The organism is Bacteroidota bacterium, from assembly GCA_005882315.1.
GTDB lineage: Bacteria > Bacteroidota > Bacteroidia > Chitinophagales > Chitinophagaceae > VBAR01.
This window is the reverse complement of sequence record VBAR01000001.1, coordinates 2,628,078-2,646,377: the sequence shown is the minus strand read 5'-3', so window position 1 is coordinate 2,646,377 and position 18,300 is coordinate 2,628,078. Positions and strand designations below refer to the sequence as shown.

Below are 18,300 nucleotides of genomic sequence, written 5' to 3'. Positions count from 1 at the left end.
ATAAATGATTTTTAATCTGTCATAACAGTTCTTTTTCTGGTGGTTCATCTCCTGGTGTCCGGTTGTGCCACCAGCTTGCCAGCGATGAGCCAGTTACGTTCATCATCGTTCCGAATATTACGGAAGCCAATCCTACAGTGGCAATTTTACCCATGCTCTTAGCAAGTGCTGAAGCAAGCCCGGCATTTTGCATACCTACTTCCAAAGCAATTGTCCGGCAATCCCTTTCCGGAAATTTCAATAGACGAGCCGACCAATAACCAAGAAAATAACCGCCCATGTTGTGTATAAATGTGGCTACTATCAATAGCCCTCCTACTTTTAATAAATTATCTCGTCCAGCCGCGGTAATAACAAGTAACACCAATGCAATACCTATCATTGAAATAACCGGCATTACTTTATCTAGCCATTTTACTTTTCCCCGAACGATATAGTGAAATGCGAGTCCTGCTGCGATAGGGATTATCACAATCTTTGTTATATCCCAAACCATTGCCCATAGATCTATTTTTATATAACTACCACCAAGCAATTTCATCAGTAATGGAGTTAAGAACGGTGCTAATAATGTAGAGACAGTTGTAACCGAAACCGACAAGGCAAGATTAGCCTTGGCCAGATAGCACATAACATTTGAGGCAAGGCCACTGGGGCAACAGCCAATCAAAATAATTCCTGCTGCAATTTCACCGGGAAAATTAAAAAGGTGAGCTATTGTAAAACCAACTAATGGCATAATTGTATAATGGCATACGATGCCGACGATTACTCCTTTAGGCATTCGCATCACCCTTGCAAAATCTTTAAGGCTTAATTCTGTTCCCATTCCAAACATAATCACCTGCAACAGAATCGGAATAAAAAATGAAGCTTCTTTTCCACCAACTGTTTTAAAGTATTGCGGAAAATACATTGCTAAAGTAGCCACGGCAAGAATCACTACACTGTACCAGTAACCTTTAAACATCCTGCTTCCTCTGAACGCTATGGCAAGACTTACAAAAAATAAAGCCAGTAAACATCCACCCCAACTATGCATTTTCTGGTAGCTGGCAAAAGCAAAAGCCAATAATAAAATTATTGCTACTATGTAACAAGTGGTATAAAATGATTTTTTTAAAGTAGCCATAAGTCAGATTGGTTTTAACTTCGATCTTTAAAATAAAAATGTGCCGCAGTAACGTTCACATGTTCGTTCTTTAAAAATTATTGCAGTTTGACGACGTTCTCGAAATCATCTTTAAGCTTAGTACTAAGTTTTTCGAAAATTTCAAAATGCTTCATATAAATTCCATGAAGGTTGTTTTTAGGAAAATATTGTTCTGTTAACGTAATGCTTTTTGCCGCCTCATCAAGATTATTGTAAATACCCATTTCAATAGCACTCAGCAAATAGGCTCCAATCCCTACACTATAATTATGTTGGCTAATGCCGACAGGCTTATTAAAAATATCAGCAATAATTTGTGCACACAGGGGAATAGTTGCAAAGCTTCCGTTGATTGACAAGCTGTTGATCTTGCACTGCTCTTCCAGTATTTTTCCAATACTGTATATCTCGTATAAAATACCTTCAATTACCGCCCTGATAAAATGTTGGCGTTCATGTTTAATATTAATACCAAAATAAACACCCCTTGCATTTGCGTCCCATATCGGTGCCCTTTCTCCAAGTAAATAAGGAAGAAAAATAAGACCATCAGAGCCGGCACCAACTTTAGTTGCCACTGCAATGAGCTCATCCATTGTATGCTCTATATCGTATGGATTCTTAAAATCACCAAACTGTTTTGCAAACCATTCGAAAATAACACCCCCGCTGTTTGTTGGCCCGCCAGACACATAATAATTTTCCGTGAGCAGATAATTGAAAAACCGCTGTTTCTTATCATTCAGTACTTTTTTACCTATCACACGGACTGCTCCGCTGTCTTCAATTGTTATAGTTGCCTTACGTCCATCCCATACACCAGAACCAAGTGTTGCAAGACATCCATCACTTGAACCCACAATAATCTTTGTATCTCCATTAATTCCTAATGAACTTTGATATGCATTTTTAAGCTTTCCGGCAGATGCAAAAATGGGTACAACCTCAGCAAGCATACCCGGATTAATGCCCGCATATAGCAATGCTTCAGGCTCCCATTTTACTTTATGAATGTTTAGTAACCCTGTAGCAGATGCCAAACTGTAATCAATCAGATATTCACCGGTAAGCTGCTGGATAATATAAGTTTTTAATTGAATGAATTTACTCGCCTGCTTAAACCTCTCTTTATCGTTGTTCTTAAACCAGGCTATTTTAAAAAGTGGCGACATGGGATGCATAGGGGTTCCTGTAGCTGTATAAATAATTTTGCTTGCGGAAGAATTTTTCAGTTTTTGTGCTTCTTTCTTAGCTCGGTTATCTGCCCAAATCACTGCGTTACCTAATGGGATTCCGCTCTTGTCGATTGCTAGTACACTATGCATTGAAGCACTGAAACATATGCTAGCCACTTTGATCTTATGCGGATGAATATACTCATTCAGCAAATTCTTCAATACATATAACATAGTTATAAAAATCTGTTCAGGATCCTGCTCGCTATAATCAGGTTGAGAATGAAATGTCGGATAAGAACCTTTCATAGATGCAATGGTATTTCCTGAAAGATCAAAAGCAACTACTCTAACAGCATTTGTTCCAATCTCTATAGCAATAATGCAAGTTTTTTTGGCTGGCATAAAAATGGTTTTAGATATTATTTCTCCTGAACTGACTCGGTGTGTAGCCTGTCAGCTTTTTAAATGTTGTGGCAAAATGTTGTGACGAATAAAATCCTGTTTCAAGTGCAATATTTGTCACATTCGCTTCTGGTTTTTTTAATAATTTAATCGCTTCTGAAATCCTGATGTTAATCAGATAACTCATTGGCGAAAACCCGGAAAAACTTTTTACTTTATCGCCGAATGCAGTAGTACCCAATCCCACAAATGCTGCCATTTCTTCCACAGTCCAGTGGTGGGACAGGTCTTTACGCAAAGCTTCTTCCAATTTCAAAAATGTTTGAGGGAAGTCTCGCTGAGAAATATTTTGTTGGGAAAGCTTTCTGGTAACCAGGATTAATAATTCGTCAAGCAAATGATTTACCCGTGTTACATATCCAATTTCCTGGTTGAACAATTCATTGCGTAACAGAAGAAAAACTGATCCTGCATCTTGCAATTTTGAAACAACAGGCATATTGTTCAGAAACAATATTTTTTTGATAGAAATAAGTTCTGGCGAGGAAATATTACTCCATTTGCCAAGAGAATTTTTAGTTTCGGAGTTCTGTATATTTAAATGCAGATTCAACCAGTAAATAGAGCCGATTTCAAGATAACCTTTCTCAGCATATAGCTCCTGCCCCGGTAGAATAATTGCAAGGTCAGTAGGATATAAGGTGTGATTTTCATTATTGATAACCCAATCAAATTTTCCATCAAGTATAAAATAAAAACGCAGATACTCGGAGCAGGTATTATTAAATGAATTCAACCTTATCGAACTATTCTTTATAAAGGCAAATTCATTTATTTGCCCAAATTGAAATAACTCAGGAGAATTCTCATGTCGTAATAGAAATTGGCCCATCAAGCAATCATTTGCAGATTAAATTATGCAAGTAATTTTAAAAAAAGTAAATATCTGTGAATTCAGTTATCCTTTTGTACAAAATCCAACAATGTGTTTTATTGGAAGTTTCTTTGAGTAATAATTTAATAATATTGTATTGGTAAGGCCTCTTTATTTACAAAACAACTTGCTATTATGAAGAAAAAAATGCTGCTGGCATTTTCGCCAGGTTATTCCCGTTTATGTTTTCTGATTTCATCTTTCTTTCTTATTACTGTTGGCGTATATGCTCAAACAGTAAAGGGAACTGTCAGCGATGAAAATGGAAAAAAGCTTTCTGCTGTCACTGTATCGGTAAAAGGTGGTTCTGCAGGCACTACAACTGATGCTTCCGGAAACTATTCAATTGCTGCTACATCCAATGCAATTTTATTATTTAGCTTCGTTGGGTATACTAGCCAGGAAATATCGGTAAATAGCCGAAGCTCTATCGATGTCACTTTGATATCCGATGTACAAAACCTGGGCGAAGTAGTTGTTACTGCTTTAGGCATCAGTCGGAACACAAGGAAACTGGGCTATGCTACAACATCTGTCCATACAGATGAATTAATTAAGAACAGAACTTCTAACATTGGTGAATCCCTGGAAGGAAGAGTAGCGGGTCTGAATATAACACCTCCGGCTGCCGGCGCCGGCTCCAGTAATCAGATACGCATACGTGGACAAGTTGGTTTTGCCGGAGCTGATAATTCTCCTCTCTTAGTCATCAATGGCCTCCCAATGGATCAGGGTGCGAGGGGTAATGAGGGAAATAATCCATCACGTGACCGTGGTGATAATTTTGCCAACATTAACCCGGATGATATTGAAAGCATGACTGTCTTGAAAGGGGCTGCTGCCGCTGCGCTTTACGGTTCAAGAGCTGCTCGTGGTGCGATAATCATTACCACTAAGTCCGGTCAAAAAAACCAAGGTATCGGAGTTGATTTTACTTCCAGCTATACTACTTCACAAGCTTTGAATTTTATGGATGAGATCGTCCAGACTGAATATGGTCAGGGGCAAGGCGGAGTCAAGTTTACAACCGCCGCGCAGATTCAAGGCAATGGTCAGTTTGGATGGGGTGCGAAACTAGATGGTCAACCTACTATTAATTTTGATGGGGTTATGAGACCCTACTCTGCTTATCCTTACCAACTTTTTGACTTTTTGCAAACAGGAACAAATCTTACTAATACACTTGGATTGTCGGGTGGTAATGCGAACGGAAGTTTCAGGGCGTCTATCTCAACCACGAATGCTGATGGAATTGTACCAAGCAATGAATATAAAAGAAGAATCTTCAACGTGGGAATACAACACACAGTAGTTAAAAACCTCAAATTGCAATTAAACGTCAACTATGCAGATGAGGATTATATTAACCCCCCGCAAATTGGGACACAGGGTGATGGCGCTGTAAATTTCTTTAACAGGATGCCTATTTCTACTCCGATTGATGCTTATAGGGAACATGCAAAGGATCCTGCTACAGGGGCTGAATGGAGAACCAGCGGATTCCAGGGTACAGTTAATAACCCATTCTTTCCATTGCAATACGGCCAAAAATTTAAGGAGGACAGAAATCGTCTTCTCGGAACGGCTACATTACGTTATGATATTACAAACTGGCTCTTTGCACAAGGCAGGTTTAACTACGATCGTGGCACTAACTTCTCTGAGTCGTATGCCCTGAACGGTACAGGCTCCAACACGGTAGTTGCCACTACTACTCCCACTTTAACATACAGGGGTAATTATAATGTAAGCAATACTACTACTACCGATATAAATGCTGATTTTCTTATCGGTAGCAGCAATAAGTTTGGAAAATTCTCTGCTGACTTCAGTTTCGGTGGAAATACTTTGAGATCGGAGTTCAAGAACATGAGTCAGTCTGCCACTAATTTTACTGTTCCTGATCTTTATTCTTATAGGAATGGTACAGTCAAGGGTGCAGGTGATGGTTTTAACTATAGCCAACAACGTGTCAATTCACTTTATGGTTCGGCTGAAATAGGATACAATGGTTTTTTATTCATCAATGCTACAGGAAGAAAAGATTGGTTTTCCATACTTGACCCTGCCAATAACAATAAATTTTATCCATCCGTATCGGCTAGTTTTGTTTTCTCAGAGCTATTAAAGAATATGAGCTGGCTTTCTTATGGAAAATTAAGAGCTTCATGGGCGCAGGTAGGTAGTGTTGCTTTAGTGAACCCCTATGATGGTGTTCTGACTTATGGGCTTGGGGCAAATTTATTTAATAGCCAGACTTTAGCAAGCGTTAATGGCACAGGTGCCCCTAATCCATCGTTACAGCCATTTACCGTGACGGAAAAAGAAATAGGTCTAGAAACGAGATTGTTTAAAAACAGGTTGTTGCTGGATATCGCTGTATTTGATAAAGTAACCACGGATCAAATAATAGATGTCAATCTTTCCACTGCATCCGGATATGCCACTTCAAAACAAAACGAGGCCTCATTAAAGAATAGTGGTTTGGAAACGCTGATTGAATTCAAAGCTGTACAAACAAAAGATTTTAGTTGGACAACTTCCTGGAACAACGCCTATCTTGAAACGAAAGTCCTGGATGTGGGCAACCCAAGCGGAACCATACTGTTGCTTTATTTTAACGGCACAGGTAATGAGTTCCTCGGCGAAATAAGGTACACAGAAGGTTTAGGAATGAACCAATTGTACACAAGAACTTACAGGAAAAATACCAAAGGCGAAATTCTCGTAGGTAATAATGGTTTCCCGCTAGCATCAAATACAAATCCGCCGGGTATTACTGGCGGCTTTAACCCTTTAGGAAGTTCTATCCCTAAGTTCACCGGTGGATGGAATAATACTCTAACCTATAAAAATCTGAGTCTTGGAATACACATTGACTATAAATTTGGAGGTACCGTATTATCTTCTACACTTTTGAATATGACAAGACAAGGACATAGTCAATTGTCGTTGACTGGTCGTGAAGGTGGTTATATATTCCCCGGAGTTAATGTAAATACTGGCTTGGCCAACACCGTTGTGGTCACTACTGCAGGTAATGGTTTGCAGAATTTATGGACAGGCTACAGAAACGACCAGATAGGCGATCCTTTTACATTCAAGTCTGATTTCGTAAAACTTAGAAACATTTCTTTAGCGTATAATTTTTCAGAACTTATAAAAAAGGTAGCTGTACTAAAATTTGTCAAAGGCTTATCCTTGTCAGCCTCTTGTCGTAATGCAGCAATTCTATACAAGGATTTACCGGGTCTTGATCCTGAAGCTATCCAATCATCAGGCGATATCAGGTCTGGCTATGAGAATTCGTCATTACCTACTACACGTAATTACAATCTTACTTTAAATGTTAAATTCTAACGATATGATAAAAATATTTAAACGACTCATCCTTATTATTTGCAGCGGCTGTTTTCTTACAGCATGTGATAAGGATTTTGAAAAAATAAACACCAATCCATATGCTGTAACGGCAATTGATCCTGCTCTTCTGCTTGCAGGAGCTCAACGATCCCATATCGGCACATGGAATGCGGAACATATCATTGTTCAGCAATTCGTGGTCCCTTACAATACAGGAGCAAATCAGGGTTTTAGTTTCGGTATCGATATTGACGGAAATAGTAATCCTAAGTGGGATCAATCTTATGCTGGTGGAAATAATGGTAATTCACCACCGGTGAAAAACCTTATTCAGGCATTGAATATTTTGGGGCCTAGTACAACCCGTGTTAATTTAAAGAGCATGATACGGATCTGGAAAGCACAGGTATTTATGGGTTTGGTTGATGACTACGGAGATGTTCCTTACTCCGATGCTGGAAAGGCTGTTTCAGATGTAATATTTTATCCAAAATATGATGATGATGCAGTCATTTATGACGATTTATATAAAGAGCTCAAAGAATCAATAGCTGCATTGAGTACTACTGGTGAATTTATTTCTGCTGATCTTTTTTATGGTGCAAATGCCCAGCCATCAACCAAGACTACTAATGCTACAGACCAGGTGACTAAATGGAAAAAACTAGGTAATTCATTATTGTTACGTTTGGGAATGCGGTACACTAGACTTAATCCTACAAAAGCTGCGAGCATTGTAGCAGAAGCATTTGCTGGTGGAGTGATGACTTCAAACGCGGATAATGCGTTTGTTAAAAATGATGGAACAACATTTAACCATGGGGATAATGCGGCATTGCGAAACTTCTCTCACTTCAACTATGCTGCAGAGCCTTTTGTTAATCAATTAAAATCAACCTCCGATCCGCGTGGCAAGTTCATGATAGCACAATATGCAGATCCGGGTGCTATTGCAAACAATCTTACTCCCGATGTTGTTTTAGCTAATCAATATGGGGTACCTATTGGAGTTACCAGTGACCAGATTTTAGCTCTGGGCAGCCCTTACAGAGGCGGGAGGGGATCAGGACTTAATTATTCACAGTTTAACGTAAATATAATTGCCGCACCTGGAGTTCCGGAGTTTTGGGTAACTTATGCACAAACATCTCTATTGCTGGCAGATGCAGCTAAGAGAGGTTGGATTCCCGGTCTTGATGCGCAGGCCAAGATATATTACGACAATGCGATTGCTGCAGACATGGCAGCCTATTCTCTATACACTGGCACCACTCCTATCACTGCTGCAGAAGTTACTGCATATTTAGCTAACCCCGGAGTGGCATATACATCTATCGATGCACTTAAGCTGATCAATACTCAATACTGGATCGTTAATATCAGGAACGGGACAGAAGCATTTGCGAACTTTAGAAGAAGCGGGTTACCTGCTTTAACTCCTAATCCTGTAGCCGGGGATCTTGGCAGTGTTGGTTTTATAAGGAGGCTATCTTATCCTAATCTTGAAGCATCTGCAAATACAGCGAACTATAACACGGCAGCTGCAGCTATTGGTGGAGATAAATTATCATCAAGAGTATTTTGGGATATCCCTTAATTAAGGTTTTACTAATGCAGCACTGCACATAGTATAACATATTTTAAAAAAATTAAAAGTTTCAATTAGTTGCAAGGCTTATTCGATACAGGTTCATAAAAATAATGGAGAGCAACTATTGAACTACATGAAGCAGATGAACTAAGTACAGACAATTGTATGACATAACATTTAAAAAGCAAGCAGCAGTTTTTCATAAGCAATAAGACCTTTTGTATCTACATCAGGTCTTTTTTAAACTGGTATAATAAATATTTCCATCTAATAATAAGAAAGAAAATACATGAAACAAGAACAGCAAATTATCGGTTTTGATAATTCTGGTGACGGAGATGAAACCTTTTATTCTTATAACCCCATAAAACAAAGTAATAACGAATACCAATTTCATAAAGCAACTCTCGAAGAAGTTAACCTGGCAGCTGAAAAAGCAGCACAGGCTTTTCAGCATTACTATAAAAAAAGCGGTGCCGAAAAGGCATTGTTCTTAGAAACAATTGCTGAAGAAATTATGAATACCGGTGATGAGCTGGTTACTATTTGCTGCAGCGAAACAGGTTTACCAAAATCGAGAATTGAAGGTGAAAGAGGCAGAACAGTTAACCAGTTAAAAATGTTTGCTGCATTGGTAAAAGAAGGTTCCTGGGTAGATGCAAGGATCGAAACGGCTATACCCGGCCGAGCACCCGTACCAAAGCCTGATCTGCGGTTTATGTTTATAGCCCTTGGCCCGGTAGTAGTTTTTGGCGCCAGCAATTTTCCATTGGCATTTTCAGTTGCCGGTGGTGATACGGCTTCTGCACTTGCTGCTGGGTGCCCGGTAATTGTAAAAGCACATAGCTCACATCCGGCCACATCTGCGATGGTGGGTAAAGCGATACAAACGGCAGCCCGCAAAACCGGTATGCCCGACGGTGTTTTTTCAGTATTGTTTGGTGATGGTACCAAAACAGGAATGCAACTGGTAAAACATCCGCAGGTAAAAGCAGTTGGATTTACCGGCTCATATAAAGGTGGTAAAGCATTATATGATGCTGCTGTAAGCAGACCGGTGCCCATACCTGTTTATGCAGAAATGGGAAGCAGTAATCCTGTTTTTATTTTACCACAAGCCATGAAAGAAAGAGGTGCAGCCATTGCTGCAGCTTATTCCGGATCGGTAACATTAGGCGTAGGTCAATTTTGTACAAATCCGGGAATACTTTTTTATCCAAAGAATGATGGCAATGATTTTAGATCCACATTAAAGCAGGAGTTCGAAAAAACAACCGGAGGAGTAATGCTGGGCCCGCCAATTTTCAATTCATATAAACAAGGAGTTAGCGAGCACCTTGGTATTTCCGGTGTGGAGCAGTTAGCAGCCGGCAATAGTACCACGAACAATGGTGAAAATTTTGCAACTCCTGTACTGTTGTCTGCAAACAGTGAAACATTCAGCAAGAGTCCGCTATTAAGTGAAGAAATTTTTGGTCCTGCAAGTATTGCGGTTACCACTAATTCGAAAAACGAAATGATGGATATTGCAAAAAATCTTTCCGGCCATCTTACCGCAACCGTTCATGGTACAGATGCGGAGCTTATTGAATACAAAGATCTGATAGATATTCTTGAACAAAAAGTAGGCAGACTTGTTATTAATGGATTTCCCACCGGTGTGGAAGTATGCAGTGCAATGGTACATGGCGGTCCTTTTCCCTCTACTTCTGACAGTAAAACAACCTCTGTAGGCACAGCGGCCATTTATCGTTTTATAAGACCTGTCTGTTATCAAAACATGCCTCAATCTCTATTGCCTCCAGAATTAAAAGATAAAAACACACTAAGTATTTACCGGTTAATTAATGGCGAAAGGTCAAATAAAGACATTATTTAGTTTATGCAAAATGAAAGTATTAAATGAAAAAATTACCATCAGATGAAAAAAAATTAAGGAGCCACGATTGGTTTGGCAAAGATGATAAGATGGGTTTTGTGCATCGTTCATGGTTGCGTAACCAGGGATACCCTGATGATTATTTTCGTGGCCGTCCTGTGATTGGTATTTGTAATACCTGGAGCGAATTGACCCCATGCAACGGACATCTTCGTGATTTTGCAGAAATTGTAAAAAGAGGTGTAATAGAAGCAGGTGGTTTCCCATTAGAGTTTCCTGTTACTTCATTGGGTGAAACAATAATGAAACCTACCACAATGCTGTTCAGGAATCTTGCAAGTATGGATACTGAAGAAAGCATCCGTGCCAATCCTTTAGATGGTGTGGTATTGCTTACCGGTTGTGATAAAACAACACCGAGTACCGTAATGGGTGCATGCAGTGTTGATCTACCCACCATTGTTGTTCCGGGCGGGCCAATGCTCAATGGTAGGTTTAAAGGAGAATGCTTAGGCTCCGGTTCTTTTAACTGGATGGTTAAAGAAAAAAAGCTGAATGAAAATTATACAGCAGAAGATATTTTAGAAGCTGAAATAGGAACCGCCAGAAGCCAGGGTCATTGTATGAGCATGGGAACGGCTTCAACCATGGCCTGCATGGTAGAAGCATTAGGATTAACATTACCTGGTGCAGCTACAATACCAGCAGTTGATGCAAGAAAAAAAGTAATGGCACAGTTAAGTGGAAGAAGAATTGTAGAAATGGTAAAAGAAGATTTGAAACTATCAAAAATTCTTACCCGAAAAGCATTCGAAAATTCAATTGTTATAAATGCGGCAGTTGGAGGTTCCACTAACTTTTTGATTCACTTACAAGCTATCGCAGGAAGAATTGGCGTAGAATTGAAACTGGAAGATTTTGATACTATTGGTAGTAAAATTCCTTTGCTGGTCAATCTGAAACCATCAGGTGAGTTTTTAATGGAAGATTTTTATTACGCTGGTGGTTTACCTGTAGTAATAAATGAGATGAAGAAATATCTGCATAATGAGGTGATTACAGTAAATGGAAAAACCGTTGGTGAAAATTATAGTAACCCGGTATGTTATAACAGGAAGGTAATTGCTTCCGTTGAGCAACCATTACAACAGAATGCCGGTATTGCAGTGCTAAAAGGGAATTTATGTGTGGACGGCGCCATCATTAAACCATCGGCGGCATCAAAAAAATTAATGAAACACCGGGGCCGTGCAGTTGTATTTGAAACGATGGAGGATTATCATGCCCGGATTGATGACCCCAATCTTGATATTGATGAAACATGTGTGATCGTTTTAAAAACAGTAGGGCCTGTTGGTTATCCCGGAATGCCGGAAGTGGGCAATGTGGATTTGCCGGAAAAATTATTGCGCAAAGGAGTAAGAGATATGATACGAATATCTGATGGAAGAATGAGTGGTACTGCTGCAGGCACAGTAGTTCTTCATGTGTCTCCCGAATCTGCTATCGGCGGTACATTAGCATTGGTGAAAAATGGTGATATGATTGAACTGGATGTGGAGAAAAGAAAACTGCATCTTGACATCAGCGAAGAAGAATTACAAAAAAGAAGAGCAGCATGGGTACCACCACCTCCAATGACTGCAAGAGGCTATGTAAAAATATATATTAACCATGTGCAGCAGGCACACCTTGGTGCAGATCTTGATATTTTACAAGGCGGTTCCGGGGATGTAGTAACAAGGGATTTGCATTAAAATTGTTTTTTATTAAAGAATGTAGTGCCCGCTTATTATACTGGCTGTAATGGCCTGTAAAATAAAAGCAACATGAAAAAATATTTAGCTGTCTTATTATTACTACTGTTTATTACTGCCTGCTTTTCTCAGGATTCACTTTATAAATTAGGTCCCGATTCTCAGCGGCAACCTGGTGTACCCAAGGGTAGCATCACTAAGTATGAATGGGAAAGTAAGTTGTATAATAATTTCAGAGAATACTATGTTTATGTGCCGGCACAATATGATGCTGCTAAACCTTCAGCCCTCATGATTTTTCAGGATGGCCATGCGTATGTAAATGACAGTGGTGATCAGCGGGTATGCATTGTATATGACAATTTAATTCATCAAAAAAAACTGCCTGTTACTATTTGTTTATTTATAAATCCGGGCAACGCTAATAAAGATTATCCTGAAAACAGGTTTCGTGTAAGTAACCGTGTAAATGAGTATGATGTAATGGACGATAAATATGTTACTATGCTTATTAGTGAGATCATTCCTGAAGTCAAAAAGAAATATAACATAAGCGATAAAGCATCTATGCACGGCATCGGTGGACTTTCAAGCGGTGCCATTTGTGCATTTACCGCAGCCTGGGAACATCCGGATTTTTTTAGCAAAGTACTAAGCCAGATTGGTAGTTATACAAATATCCGTGGAGGCAATAACTATCCATCCATTATCAGGAAGAATAATAAAAGGGATATAAAAATACTTATGCAGGATGGAACAAACGATTTAGACAATGAACATGGCAACTGGTGGCTGGCTAATCTCGAAATGGAAGCTGCTCTTAAATATAAAAGCTATGATGTAAAATTTGTAAAAGGCAATGGTACACATAGTGGCAAGCATGGAGGAAGTATTTTACCCGAATCTTTGATGTGGCTTTGGAGTGATATAACAATACAGTAATCAAAGACCTAAAACAATAAAAAGTGAAACTATACAAAACGAAAAACGGAGTTATTATTGAAACTAATGAAGGCTTCTTTGAAGCTCAACTTCAGGACTGGGATAATTTCATAAATGATGATAATCTTTTTAAAACAATTACTGCTTTATTATCATCCGGGTACGGCACTAAAAAAGAATCTATTACTGATTCAACAATATTAGCACCTGTTGGAAAGCAGGAATTGTGGGCATGTGGCGTTACTTACCTGCGCAGTAAAGTTGGACGCCAGGAAGAATCAAAATTATCAGGCGGTGCAGATTTTTATGCAAAAGTGTATGAAGCTGAAAGACCGGAAGTTTTTTTTAAAGCAACACCGAACCGCATAGTAGGACCAGGTAAGAAGGTCAATATACGAAAAGATTCTACCTGGGATGTACCTGAACCGGAACTAACACTGGTAGTTACTTCATCTGGAAAAATAATTGGCTACACAATTGGCAATGATATGAGCAGCAGAAGTATTGAAGGAGAAAATCCTCTTTATCTGCCACAGGCAAAAACTTATGATGCCTGTGCAGCCATTGGGCCTTGCATTTATATAACCGAACAGCCACTGGATAGCAATACAATGATTCAACTTGAAATCATCAGGAACTATACTACTGTGTTTAGTGATAAGATTGCTATCAGTCAAATGAAACGTACACCACAGGAACTTGTGAGTTATGTATTTCGTGAATGTTCATTCCCTGATGGCTGTTTGATAATGACAGGTACGGGTATCGTTCCCGGCAGTGATTTTACTTTGCAATCTGGTGATGAAATTAAGATCACTATTGACAATATCGGAAGGTTAGTAAACGTAGTTGCTTAAGAAATGTAATTAATAATCATCAGAAGAAAAAATTACAAGCATGTTAAATCAAAAAATAAGCTTCCAGCTAACTTCTATTTTATTGTTTCTTTTGTTATCCTGTTTTAAATCGGAGGCACAGGTTGATATGGCATTGCAGCAAAACATGCCAAAAGCCGGAAAATTGCATAACAATAAACCCCGGGGAAAAGGTTGGATAAACATGCTGAAATCAGATTCAGAATGGAATTTTGAAAACAACTATTGGCAGTTTACAGACAGTAGTTTTCATGGCACAATGGGAAAAGAAAAGGAACATCACTACAGTTATACAAAAAAGAAATACAAAGATTTTGAATTAAATGTAATGATTAGAATGGTGGGTGATTCAAATGCAAATTCAGGAGTTTGTATTCGCATCAATCCTACCAATTGGGATAATGCACCAGGCTACCAGGTTGATATGGGTAAAGGTTATTGGGGATCACTTTGGGAAGAACGCCGGGGCGAGATGGTGCAAAAATTTCCTGATTCGCTTGTAAATAAATTGGTACACCAAAACGATTGGAACCACTACTATATCATTGCGAAAGGGCATCATATACAAGCCTGGCTAAACGGTGTAAAAACAATTGACATTGTACACGACGCAGGATTTCTGGAAGGCAATATCGGCTTTCAGCTTTGTCATTATCATAGCACGACTGTAGTAGACGTAAGGTCTTTATATATCCGGGAACTGTAGAAAAAGCGACGGCGTAATTAAAATAACAAAAAATGAAATTCAAACCCTCACTTGTAGTTGCAGCATTAAGTTGTTTTATAATAAATGTAACAACAGCGCAAAACCCAATTATTAAAGACATATTTACTGCAGACCCTGCACCAATCGTATATCATGATACTGTTTTTTTATACACGGGGCATGATACCGCTTCTGTAACAGCACCTAATTACAAAATGCCTGACTGGCATGTATTTTCTTCTACCGATATGGTAAACTGGAAAGACTATGGCGCACTGCTTTCGCCGCATACTTTTTCCTGGGCTACAGGTGATGCATATGCGGCACAGTGTATTGAAAGAAACGGAAAGTTCTACTGGTTTGTGTCAACCTTTCATAAAAAAGATAGTATCAGTGGTGGCGGAGCTGCCATAGGTGTAGCAGTTTCTGACAGACCAACCGGTCCTTTTGTTGATGCAATAGGTAAGGCACTTACTATAAATGAAATGACCACTGACATGAAATATGGCTGGGATGATATTGACCCAACCGTTTTTATTGACGATGATGGACAGGCTTATTTATTCTGGGGCAATGGTAGTTGCAAATGGGTAAAGCTGAAAAAAAACATGATTGAACTGGATGGCCCTATTACAACATTCAAACCACTTCATTACATCGAAGGCCCATGGGTGTACAAACGTAAAAATTGGTATTACCTCGTTTATGCAAGTGCTGGCACAAAACCTGAAATGATTGAATATTGTATGGCAACAAGCCCAATAGGGCCATGGGAATATAAAGGTATCATACAAGAAAATGTGCCTAATAGTTTTACCACGCATCCGGGAATAGTTGATTATAAAGGCAAGTCGTATTTTTTTTATCATAATGGCACTTTACCAACCGGTGGCAGCTACCGTCGTTCTATTTGTATAGATTATATGTATTACAATCCCGATGGTACCATTCAAAAAATTATTCAAACAACTACGGGTGTTGAGCCGGTCGCTGCAGATAAGAAAAAGAAAAAAAATAAAGGGTAATGAAAGTAAAATTAAAAGCAGCCAGGCACTTATTTACACTATTGCTTTCAGTTGCTTTATCAGCAACAGTTACTCATGCGCAAAATAATACAACATTAAAACTGTGGTATAACAAACCATCAGGAAAGATTTGGGAAAACGCATTGCCCATTGGCAATGGAAGATTAGGTGCTATGATTTATGGAAACGTGGAAAAAGAAACAATCCAGTTAAATGAACATACTGTTTGGAGTGGAAGTCCGAATCGCAATGATAATCCTTTGGCGTTGGATTCTCTTGCATTGATCAGGCAGCTCATCTATGACGGAAAAAGAAAAGAAGCAGAAAGGGTTGTCAATAATTCAATCATCACTAAAAAATCTCATGGACAAAAGTTTGAACCTGTAGGGAGCCTGCAACTTGCATTTGACGGACATGATAATTTTTCGAATTACTCTAGGGAGTTAGATATTGAGAGAGCTGTAACAAAAACTTCTTATACTGTTGGTGATGTTACCTACACAAGGGAAGCTTTAGCTTCTTTTCCTGATCGGGTTGTTGTCATGCGATTAACTGCCAGTAAGCCAGGCAGTATTTCTTTTACAGCTTTTTTTACAACGCTTCAAAAAAGAGCAACTATTAAAACAACGCCAACGAAAGAGTTAACGATTTTCGGAACTACTTCTGATCATGAGACTGTAAAAGGCATGGTGAATTATAAAGGTATTGTACGAATGAAATTGGAAGGAGGAAGTTTAAATGCAAATGATACATCTCTCACCATTAAAAGTGCTGATGCAGTAACAATCTATATTTCGATTGCCACCAATTTTAATAATTATCACGACATCAGTGGCGATGAAAATAAAAGAGCTGCTGATTATTTGAATAAAGCTTATCCCAAATCTTTTGCTGCAATTTTACCTGCTCACATTGCTGCTTATCAAAAATATTTTAATCGTGTAAAATTGGATTTGGGAATAACTGACGCAGCCAATCTTCCTACAGATGAACGGTTGAAAAATTTTAATTCAGCCAACGATCCTTCATTTGTAACACTGTACTACCAATTCGGCCGATACTTATTAATTTCTTCATCCCAACCAGGTGGGCAAGCGGCCAATCTGCAGGGAATATGGAATGACAAGATCAATCCACCATGGGATAGCAAGTACACCATTAACATCAACGCTGAAATGAATTACTGGCCTGCTGAAAAAACAAATCTTGCAGAACTACATGAACCCTTTATTCAAATGGTAAAGGACATGTACGTGGCAGGACAACAAACTGCAAAAGATATGTATGGGGCAAGAGGTTGGGTAGCGCATCACAATACCGATATTTGGCGTGCTACAGGTGCTATTGATGGTGCTAATTGGGGTTTGTTTAATGCCTCTGGCGGATGGATGAGCCAACATCTTTGGGAACATTATTTATATTGCGGAGATAAAAATTTCCTTACTTCAATTTATCCGGTACTAAAAGGTGCAGCAACTTTTTATGTTGATTATTTAGTGGAGCATCCCAAATATCATTGGCTGGTGATTAGTCCCGATGAGTCTCCGGAAAATACACCAAAAGCCCACCAAAGTTCTGCTCTTGATGCGGGTGTAACCATGACCAACCAAATTCTTTTTGAGATATTCAGCACTACTATACAAGCAGCAGAAATTTTAAAAAAAGATGCGGCGTTTATCGATACACTAAAGCAAGTTCGTAGTCGTTTGGCTCCAATGCATATTGGCCAGTATGGTCAATTGCAGGAATGGCTGGATGATATTGACGATCCAAAAGACAATCATCGCCATATTTCTCATCTCTATGGTTTGTTTCCTTCTAATCAAATATCTCCCTATCGCACACCGCAATTATATAGTGCAGCTAAAACCACACTCATTCATCGTGGTGATGTATCAACAGGCTGGAGTATGGGATGGAAAGTAAATTGGTGGGCAAGACTGCTGGATGGTAATCATGCATACAAATTAATAAGAAACCAGCTTTCACCTGTAAATACGACCGGTACAAGATATGATGGTGGTGGCGGCACATATAATAATCTTTTTGATGCACATCCGCCTTTTCAAATTGACGGAAATTTTGGTTGCACTTCGGGTATTACAGAAATGCTGATACAAAGTGCTGATGGCGACATTCATTTACTTCCCGCACTTCCCGATGCGTGGCCATCAGGAAGTATTAAAGGAATACGGGCAAGAGGAGGCTTTGAAATTGTAGATATGGAATGGAAAGATTCCAAAATAATAAAACTGGTAATAAAATCAAACCTTGGTGGTAATCTTAGATTAAGAACACCGAATACTGTTAAATTGATCAATGGTATTTTGAAAAATGCTTCAGGTAGTAATACAAATCCATTTTACCAGGTAACAGCGACGCCTGATCCAATTATTTCATCACTTGCATCCATATCAACAAACGATTTGAAACAAACATTTTTGTATGATGCACCAACATCAGCAGGGAAAGCGTACACATTTGTAATTAAATAA

12 protein-coding genes are annotated in these 18,300 nt (G+C 38.9%); 9 read left to right on the top strand and 3 right to left on the bottom strand.

Annotated elements, in window-relative coordinates; translation table 11 throughout:
* Positions 1-19: 19 nt before the first annotated feature.
* The 3 genes from E6H07_10975 to E6H07_10965 all read right to left on the bottom strand — a co-directional run bounded on the left by E6H07_10975 (position 20) and on the right by E6H07_10965 (position 3,625).
* Positions 20-1,132, bottom strand: coding sequence for a bile acid:sodium symporter family protein (locus E6H07_10975; GenBank protein TMI66388.1), 1,113 nt, complete (start codon positions 1,130-1,132; stop codon positions 20-22).
* Positions 1,133-1,209: 77 nt separating this feature from the next.
* Positions 1,210-2,733 (bottom strand): gluconokinase, encoded by a 1,524-nt coding sequence (locus E6H07_10970; GenBank protein ID TMI66387.1) that lies wholly within the window; start codon positions 2,731-2,733, stop codon positions 1,210-1,212.
* Positions 2,734-2,743: 10 nt separating this feature from the next.
* A complete protein-coding gene (locus E6H07_10965; GenBank protein ID TMI66386.1) occupies positions 2,744-3,625 on the bottom strand; it encodes a helix-turn-helix transcriptional regulator in 882 nt (293 codons plus the stop codon).
* A gap of 189 nt (positions 3,626-3,814) precedes the next feature.
* Here E6H07_10965 and E6H07_10960 point away from each other — a divergent pair, with 189 nt between their 5' ends.
* The 9 genes from E6H07_10960 to E6H07_10920 all read left to right on the top strand — a co-directional run bounded on the left by E6H07_10960 (position 3,815) and on the right by E6H07_10920 (position 18,300).
* Positions 3,815-7,027, top strand: a complete 3,213-nt coding sequence (locus tag E6H07_10960; protein ID TMI66525.1) for a SusC/RagA family TonB-linked outer membrane protein — start codon at positions 3,815-3,817, stop codon at positions 7,025-7,027.
* 4 nt (positions 7,028-7,031) lie between these two features.
* The gene (locus tag E6H07_10955; protein ID TMI66385.1) at positions 7,032-8,627 is read left to right on the top strand and encodes a SusD/RagB family nutrient-binding outer membrane lipoprotein; all 1,596 of its coding nucleotides are present in this window, start codon (positions 7,032-7,034) and stop codon (positions 8,625-8,627) included.
* Positions 8,628-8,910: 283 nt separating this feature from the next.
* Positions 8,911-10,500 (top strand): aldehyde dehydrogenase (NADP(+)), encoded by a 1,590-nt coding sequence (locus E6H07_10950; protein TMI66384.1) that lies wholly within the window; start codon positions 8,911-8,913, stop codon positions 10,498-10,500.
* Positions 10,501-10,523: 23 nt separating this feature from the next.
* Positions 10,524-12,257, top strand: coding sequence for a dihydroxy-acid dehydratase (locus E6H07_10945; protein ID TMI66383.1), 1,734 nt, complete (start codon positions 10,524-10,526; stop codon positions 12,255-12,257).
* Between the two features lie 72 nt (positions 12,258-12,329).
* Positions 12,330-13,199 carry an esterase family protein gene (locus tag E6H07_10940; protein TMI66382.1) on the top strand — a complete coding sequence of 290 codons (870 nt, stop codon included), beginning with the start codon at positions 12,330-12,332 and terminating at the stop codon, positions 13,197-13,199.
* Positions 13,200-13,222: 23 nt separating this feature from the next.
* Entirely contained in the window at positions 13,223-14,056 is an 834-nt protein-coding gene (locus E6H07_10935) for a 2-hydroxyhepta-2,4-diene-1,7-dioate isomerase (protein TMI66381.1), read from the top strand.
* A 40-nt stretch (positions 14,057-14,096) separates the two neighbouring features.
* On the top strand, positions 14,097-14,780 hold the full coding sequence (locus tag E6H07_10930) for a DUF1080 domain-containing protein (protein TMI66380.1): 684 nt from the start codon (positions 14,097-14,099) through the stop codon (positions 14,778-14,780).
* A gap of 32 nt (positions 14,781-14,812) precedes the next feature.
* On the top strand, positions 14,813-15,805 hold the full coding sequence (locus tag E6H07_10925) for a glycoside hydrolase (protein ID TMI66379.1): 993 nt from the start codon (positions 14,813-14,815) through the stop codon (positions 15,803-15,805).
* Positions 15,805-18,300: a glycoside hydrolase family 95 protein gene (locus E6H07_10920; protein ID TMI66378.1), complete on the top strand. Its 2,496-nt coding sequence runs from the start codon at positions 15,805-15,807 to the stop codon at positions 18,298-18,300. Before E6H07_10925 ends, E6H07_10920 begins: the two co-directional genes overlap by 1 nt.

Bases quoted from the DNA above. Each gene is read 5' to 3' on its own strand.
- E6H07_10965 (TMI66386.1), bottom strand. From the start codon at position 3,625: ATGGGCCAATTTCTATTACGACATGAGAATTCTCCTGAGTTATTTCAA.
- E6H07_10940 (TMI66382.1), top strand. From the start codon at position 12,330: ATGAAAAAATATTTAGCTGTCTTATTATTACTACTGTTTATTACTGCC.
- E6H07_10955 (TMI66385.1), top strand. From the start codon at position 7,032: ATGATAAAAATATTTAAACGACTCATCCTTATTATTTGCAGCGGCTGT.
- E6H07_10970 (TMI66387.1), bottom strand. From the start codon at position 2,733: ATGCCAGCCAAAAAAACTTGCATTATTGCTATAGAGATTGGAACAAAT.
- E6H07_10960 (TMI66525.1), top strand. From the start codon at position 3,815: ATGCTGCTGGCATTTTCGCCAGGTTATTCCCGTTTATGTTTTCTGATT.
- E6H07_10975 (TMI66388.1), bottom strand. From the start codon at position 1,132: ATGGCTACTTTAAAAAAATCATTTTATACCACTTGTTACATAGTAGCA.
- E6H07_10950 (TMI66384.1), top strand. From the start codon at position 8,911: ATGAAACAAGAACAGCAAATTATCGGTTTTGATAATTCTGGTGACGGA.
- E6H07_10925 (TMI66379.1), top strand. From the start codon at position 14,813: ATGAAATTCAAACCCTCACTTGTAGTTGCAGCATTAAGTTGTTTTATA.
- E6H07_10930 (TMI66380.1), top strand. From the start codon at position 14,097: ATGTTAAATCAAAAAATAAGCTTCCAGCTAACTTCTATTTTATTGTTT.
- E6H07_10920 (TMI66378.1), top strand. From the start codon at position 15,805: ATGAAAGTAAAATTAAAAGCAGCCAGGCACTTATTTACACTATTGCTT.
- E6H07_10945 (TMI66383.1), top strand. From the start codon at position 10,524: ATGAAAAAATTACCATCAGATGAAAAAAAATTAAGGAGCCACGATTGG.